Source organism: Streptomyces jumonjinensis (assembly GCF_009600885.1).
Classification (GTDB): Bacteria; Actinomycetota; Actinomycetes; order Streptomycetales; family Streptomycetaceae; genus Streptomyces; species Streptomyces jumonjinensis.
In genome coordinates, this window is sequence record NZ_VCLA01000204.1 from 31,734 (window position 1) to 37,494 (window position 5,761).

Genomic DNA, 5,761 nt, shown 5'->3' on the forward strand with positions numbered 1-5,761 from the left:
GGCGCGGGCAAGACCCTGCTCCTGGAGACCCTCGCCGGACTTCGGCGGCCGACGAGCGGTCTGGTGCGCCACGACGGCGTCGAACCGACCGACGCCGCACTCGTGTTCGGCTTCGTCCCCCAGGACGACATTCTGCACCGGGGGCTCGGGCTGCGGCGCAGCCTGGAGTACGCGGCCCGGCTGCGCGGCGCGGACTCCGGCGCGGTCGACCGGGTGCTGCGGGAGCTGGGGCTGCTCGCCCGCGCCGGGCAGAGCGTGGGGACGCTCAGCGGCGGCGAGCGCAAGAGGGCGGGGATCGCGGTGGAGTTGCTGGCCCGTCCCCGGGCGCTGTTCCTGGACGAGCCGGCGTCGGGGCTCGACCCGGCGGCCGGCGACCGGCTCATGGACACCCTCGCCGAGCTCGCGGCCTCCGGGGTCACGGTGGTGCTGACCACCCACTCCCCCGCTCATCTCGACCGCTGCGACCAGGTGGTCTTCCTCGCCCCCGACGGCTCCTTCGGGCACGCGGGGGCCCCGGAGGAGGTGCTGCGCCACTTCGGGGCGCGGAATTTCACCGAGGTGTACGCGACGGTCGCCGGGTCCACGGAGAGCACGGAGAACACCGGGAGCAGCGGGCTCAGCAGGAACACCGGGAACGGCGAAGGCACGGAGGACGCCCGGGGCCGTCCGGCGGCGGACTCCCCGGCGGTCCCGGGGGCGCGGCGGTACGGGCCCCGGAGCGGGCCCGGCCCGCTGGCGCAGTGGCTGCTGCTCACCCGGCGCGGCGGTGAGCTTCTGCTGCGCGACCGGCTGTCGACGGCGATCGTGGTGGGCTCCCCGCTGATGATCGTGGCGATGTTCGCACTGCTGTTCAGGCCGGGGGTCTTCGATCCGGCGCGGCCGAGTCCGTCGTCCACGGCGATGGTGCTGTTCTGGATCGCGTTCGGGGCGTTCTTCTTCGGGCTCGCCTACGGTCTGCTCCAGATCTGCGCCGAACTCGCCGTGGTCCGCCGGGAACGGCTCACCACTCTGCGGCTCGGCCCCTATCTCGCGTCCAAGGTCACCCTGCTGCTGCCGGTGCTGGCTCTCGCCGACGCGATCCTGCTCGGGGTGCTGCGGGCCGGGGACCGGCTGCCGCACGCCGGGCCGGGGGTCTATGGAACCCTCTTCGTCACCAGCGCGCTGGCGTCCGCCGCCGGACTGGCGCTGGGGCTGCTGACCTCCGCGGCCGTCTCCGATCCGGGGCAGGCCGCGCTGATGCTGCCGCTGCTCTGCTTTCCCCAGGTGCTGTTCTCGGGGGCGTTCGTACCGGTGCCGCTGATGGCGGCGGCCGGGCAGTGGCTCAGTGTCGCGATGACGAACCGCTGGGCGTTCGAGGCGCTGGGCGCAGGTGCCGGGCTGGAGGAGCTGTGGGCGCGGGGGGCCTCACCGCTGGGGCCGCCGCTGCTCGCGGCGTACGGGGACAGCTTCGCCCACTCCCCCTGGTCGCGCTGGCTGATCCTGGCCGGCTGCACCGTGCTCTTCCTGCTGGCGGCCTGGTGGCTGCTGAACCGCCGCTGCCCCACCCTCGCCAGGCCGCTCGTCGGCGGATCGGGCGGGCGCCGCTGACCCGCGGGTCGCCGGCGCGTGCCCGGCCCCGGGGTCAGCAGGTGGTGCGGGGGGTGAGACCGTCGGACGACGGGACCCGGTCGCGGTAGGTGGTCTCCAGGAAGCGCAGCAGCGCATCCACATCGCCCGTGCTGGAGGGAAGGCCCACCGACACCCGGACCGCGCCGCCCGACGGCAGACCGAGCCGGGTGAGGTAGTCCTCCATGGTGAGCGCGGCGCGCTCACGGCCGGTGCGCCGCAGCGCCCGCGTCCCGATCGCGAAGGCGGCCTCGCCCGCGCCCGGGTTGCAGAAGCATCCGGTGCGCAGCGAGATCCGGGCGGCGGTGCTGTCGCGGGAGACGATCCGCTCGTCGACGACGGCGCCGCCCGCGTCGAGGACGTTGAGCGCCACGGTGCCGCCCCGGCGCTGGACGGTACGCGGCCCGTAGAGCCGGGTCAGCGGCCTGCCGTCGCTGTGCCGCAGCCGGGCGAGGCCGGACAGCAGCCGGGAGGTGAGCCGGGCGACATGGTCGTGCACGGCGTCGACGCCGATGGACTCGACCCAGTCGAGCCCGGTGCAGACCTCGGGGATCGCATGGAAGTTGACGGTGCCGTCCTCGAAGGCCGCCGCCCCTTCGGCGAGGCGGTGCCACTGCCCCTGTGCGCTGACGACCTGGATGGTGCCGCCGGAGAACCAGGGCCGCCGCAGCAGCGCCAGGGCGCTGGTACGGGCGATCAGAGCGCCCACCCCGGTGGGATAGCCGAAGACCTTGTACCAGCTGAGCACGGTGAAGTCGGCGTTCCAGCGGCTCAGCCGCAGCGGGTTGGAGGCGGCGAACGCCGCCGCGTCGAGCAGTACATGCCAGCCGCGCTCACGCGCGTACGGTATCCACTCCAGGGGGTGGTGGACCCCGCTGAAGTTGCTCTGCGCCGGAAACGCGAAGAGTCCGCGTCCGCCGCGCCGGCCCCGCAGGGCCGTCTCCAGCTCCTCGTCGGCGACCCGCAGATCCGGTTCGGTGAGGGGGATGTAGGTGGTGGACGCCCGCCGGGCGCGGGCGAACTCGCGCAGTCCGTTGACGGAATTGTGGTTGTCCAGGGTGAGCAGCAGTTCGGCGTGCCGGCGGCGGAAGGGATACCCCTCGCCGACGAGCCGGCAGGCGGCGGTGGCGTTGGCGGTGAAGACGACGGTGTACTCGGCGGGGTCGGCGCCGGCGAAGTCGAGGACCCGCTCTCTGGCCCGCTCCACGAGTGCGGTGCTGGGGGCGGAGGCCGGGCTCTCGGTGTGCGGGTTCCCGAACACGCCCCGGGTGAGCCGCTCGGTCTGCGCGTGCAGCTGTCGACGGGCGGGCAGGGCCGCGCCGGTGTAATCGAGATATATATGGCCGGTCTCATCGAGATAGCCGTATTCAGCGGCGCGTATACGGTCGAACTCCGCTCCGTCCGTGGTGCCGTCGGGATGTTTCACAGGCGTGCGTCGGTCGTCGGTCTCGGTGAGATTCTCGGTCATGCCATCCCCTGTCCGGCTCCCCTGATGCCAGGATGCGGCAGGTCAGGGCGGGTCGGCAAGAACGCCGTGCGGTACGGTCGCCTGCTGTCGCGGACGCCCGTACCGCGCGCTGGAACACGCGCGGGGCGAAAGGGGCGCAGGGCACGGGCGCGTCGCGGGCAGGTACCCGGGGGACGGCCGCCGGCGGTGTGCCGCGGTGTGTGCCGCGGGCGCGGCGCGCGCGCCGGGGGTGGTGCGGCAGGACCCGGCGGCGCGGGCGTGCTCAGCCGTCGTACTCGGTCAGGTCGATGGCGTGGACATGCAGCGCGAATCCATGGACCGGGTCGGTCGTCTCGCGCTCAAGCGTCATGCCGAGTTTGCGCGCCACATTCTCGGAGGCGTCGTCGCCCACCCGGCTGATGCTGACGACACGGTCGAGCCCCCGGTCCTGGAGCGCGAACTCCAGCGTCGCGTGGGCGGCTTCGGAGGCGTACCCCTGGCCCCAGAACTGCCGGCCGAGCCTCCAGACGATCTCCACGGCGGGCAGCACCTCCGGCAGGGACTCCGGCACGGACAGGCCGGTGAATCCGGCCAGCTCGCCGGAGGCCAGCAGCTCGACGGCGAAGAGCCCGAAACCCTCCTCGTCCCACTCCTCCTCCCAGCGCTCGATGTCCTCCGCCGTCCGGTCCAGGTCCTGGACCGACCCGTCGCCGATCCAGCGCATGACGTCGGGGTCCGCGTTGATGTCCGCCATCGGGGCGAGGTCGCTGTCGTACCAGCGGCGGAGGATGAGGCGGGGCGTACGGATCTCGGTCATGCGGCCCATCCTCTCCCAGAGCAGGGCATGGGCGGTAACCGGCGCGACCCTTCGGCGTACGGCCCGCCGGCCGGGCCCGGACGGCGGTGCTCCGGCGGCCGAGCCCGGCGCCGGCCGCCGCGCACCGCCCAGCCGGTTCAGCCGGTTCGGCCGGTTCAGCCGGTTCAGCCGAGGAGGGACTTCCACCACGGGCGGGGTCCGGACCCCGGCCGGTCCGTCGCGGAGCCGGGGGCGCCCACGGCGGCCGGCAGCGGCCGGGGCCGCTCCTGCGGTGTGCTCTCCTCGTCGGCCGGCGCGGCTCCCGGCCGCTGTGGCGTGAACCGTACGGGGAGGGACTCCACCCGCTCGTTCAGCCAGGCGGCGCTGGTGACGAGAGCGGCCTCGGAGACCGCGAGCTCGAGTCCGGGCAGCAGCGTCAGCAGGGTGTCGATGCCGGTGTCGGCGATGGCACGGCCGATGTCCTGCCCCGGGCATGCGTGCGGGCCGCCGCTGAAGGAGAGGTGCGAGCGGTTGCCGTGGACGGGGGCCGACAGATCGGGCCGGATGGCCGGGTCGGTGTTGCCCGCCGCGAGGGCGAGCATCATCAGATCCCCGGCCTTGATCCGGCGACCGCCCAGCACGGTGTCCCCGACAGCCCACCGCCCCGGGATCGTCGACAGCGGCGGAGCGTCCCAGAGCACCTGCTCCAGCGCGTCGGGCAGGGTCATCTGGCCGCCGGAGAGACTGGCGCGGAAGCGGCGGTCGGTCAGCACCAGCCGGAGCGTGTTGGCTATCAGATTGACCGTCGTCTCATGGGCGGCGACGAGCACCAGCCGCAGATGCTCGACGACCTCGTCCTCGGTGAGGCCGGACTCATGGGAGATCAGGCTGCTGGCGAGATCCCGGCCCGGCCGCTGCCGCTTGCGCCGGACGAGGGCGCGCAGCGTGTCCCTCGCGAAGTCGTCGTCCGCCCGGGCGGTCCCGGCGTCCCTCATCGGACCGGGGGACGCGTCGGCGAGCCGGGCGGCGTTCTCCTCGGGCAGGCCGAGGAGCTGGGTCATCACCAGCATCGGCAGCTTCTCGGCGTAGTCGCGGATCAGATCCGCCTCGCCGGCCTCCGCGAAGGACTCGACCAGCCGGCGGGTGTGACGGGTGACATAGCGGCGTACACCGTGGCGGTTGAACTGCGCGAGCCCGTCCGTGACCGCGCCGCGCAGCCGGGCGTGCTCATCGCCGTCGGCGAAGGCGCACAGCGGCTGCCAGGCGAGCATCGGGGTGAGCGGGGAGTCGGGTGCGACCCTGCCCTGCTGGAACATGGACCAGTGACGGGAGTCGCGGGTGAACAGCGAGGGCGTACGGACCACTTCGAGGATCTCGCGGTGCCCGAGCACGAGCCAGGCGGGCAGGTCGCCGTGGAGCAGCACCGGTGCGACCGGACCGTACTCCCGTCGCAGCAGTTCGTACATCGCCCGGGGGTCGGCCTCCGCCACGGGTCCGTAGAGCCGGTGCAGCCCGTCGGGGCCCATGTCGTGCGCGGGGCAGCCGGGGGGCGGCACGGACGCGGGGCCGTCGCTGGGGACGTCTGGGCGCGGGGTGGTCACAAAGCCTCCGAAGCCAGGGGGAGGAGCACCGGGCGGGCGGACAAGGTCACGGAGGTTCCCGGCGGGGCGCTCATGAACATCTGTGCCGGCGTCGGACGCCGGTGCCGCGGGCTCTGCCGCGGTCAGACCGGTTCCTGAGCCGCAGGCAGCATATCCCTGTTGCGTTTCGGCCGGTCACGCCGTCGGGACGGCCGTTCCGACGACCGTTCGGGACGGCCGTGCCAGGGTCGGCTTCGGGCAGGGGGGCGGCAGCCCGGGGTCGCTTCGGGACGGCCGTGCGAGGGTCCGCTTCGGGACGGCGGGCGGCGGCCC

Annotated in this window: 4 protein-coding genes; 1 reads left to right on the top strand and 3 read right to left on the bottom strand. The window is 73.8% G+C overall.

What is annotated here, in order from left to right; all coding sequences use genetic code 11:
* A partial coding sequence (locus FF041_RS37010; protein WP_153527177.1) for an ABC transporter permease occupies positions 1–1,587 on the top strand: 1,587 nt, incomplete at its 5' end.
* 34 nt (positions 1,588–1,621) lie between these two features.
* On the opposite strand, the gene FF041_RS37015 is transcribed toward FF041_RS37010, so the two are convergent.
* From FF041_RS37015 to FF041_RS37025, 3 genes are all read right to left on the bottom strand, one after another.
* Positions 1,622–3,073, bottom strand: coding sequence for an aminotransferase class V-fold PLP-dependent enzyme (locus tag FF041_RS37015; RefSeq protein ID WP_153527139.1), 1,452 nt, complete (start codon positions 3,071–3,073; stop codon positions 1,622–1,624).
* A gap of 262 nt (positions 3,074–3,335) precedes the next feature.
* Positions 3,336–3,869, bottom strand: coding sequence for a GNAT family N-acetyltransferase (locus FF041_RS37020; RefSeq protein ID WP_153527141.1), 534 nt, complete (start codon positions 3,867–3,869; stop codon positions 3,336–3,338).
* 164 nt (positions 3,870–4,033) lie between these two features.
* Entirely contained in the window at positions 4,034–5,449 is a 1,416-nt protein-coding gene (locus FF041_RS37025; protein ID WP_323393702.1) for a cytochrome P450 family protein, read from the bottom strand.
* Between the last annotated feature and the right edge of the window lie 312 nt (positions 5,450–5,761).

Excerpts from the sequence above, each read along its gene's own strand:
- FF041_RS37015 (WP_153527139.1), bottom strand. The coding sequence starts at position 3,073 with ATGACCGAGAATCTCACCGAGACCGACGACCGACGCACGCCTGTGAAA.
- FF041_RS37020 (WP_153527141.1), bottom strand. The coding sequence starts at position 3,869 with ATGACCGAGATCCGTACGCCCCGCCTCATCCTCCGCCGCTGGTACGAC.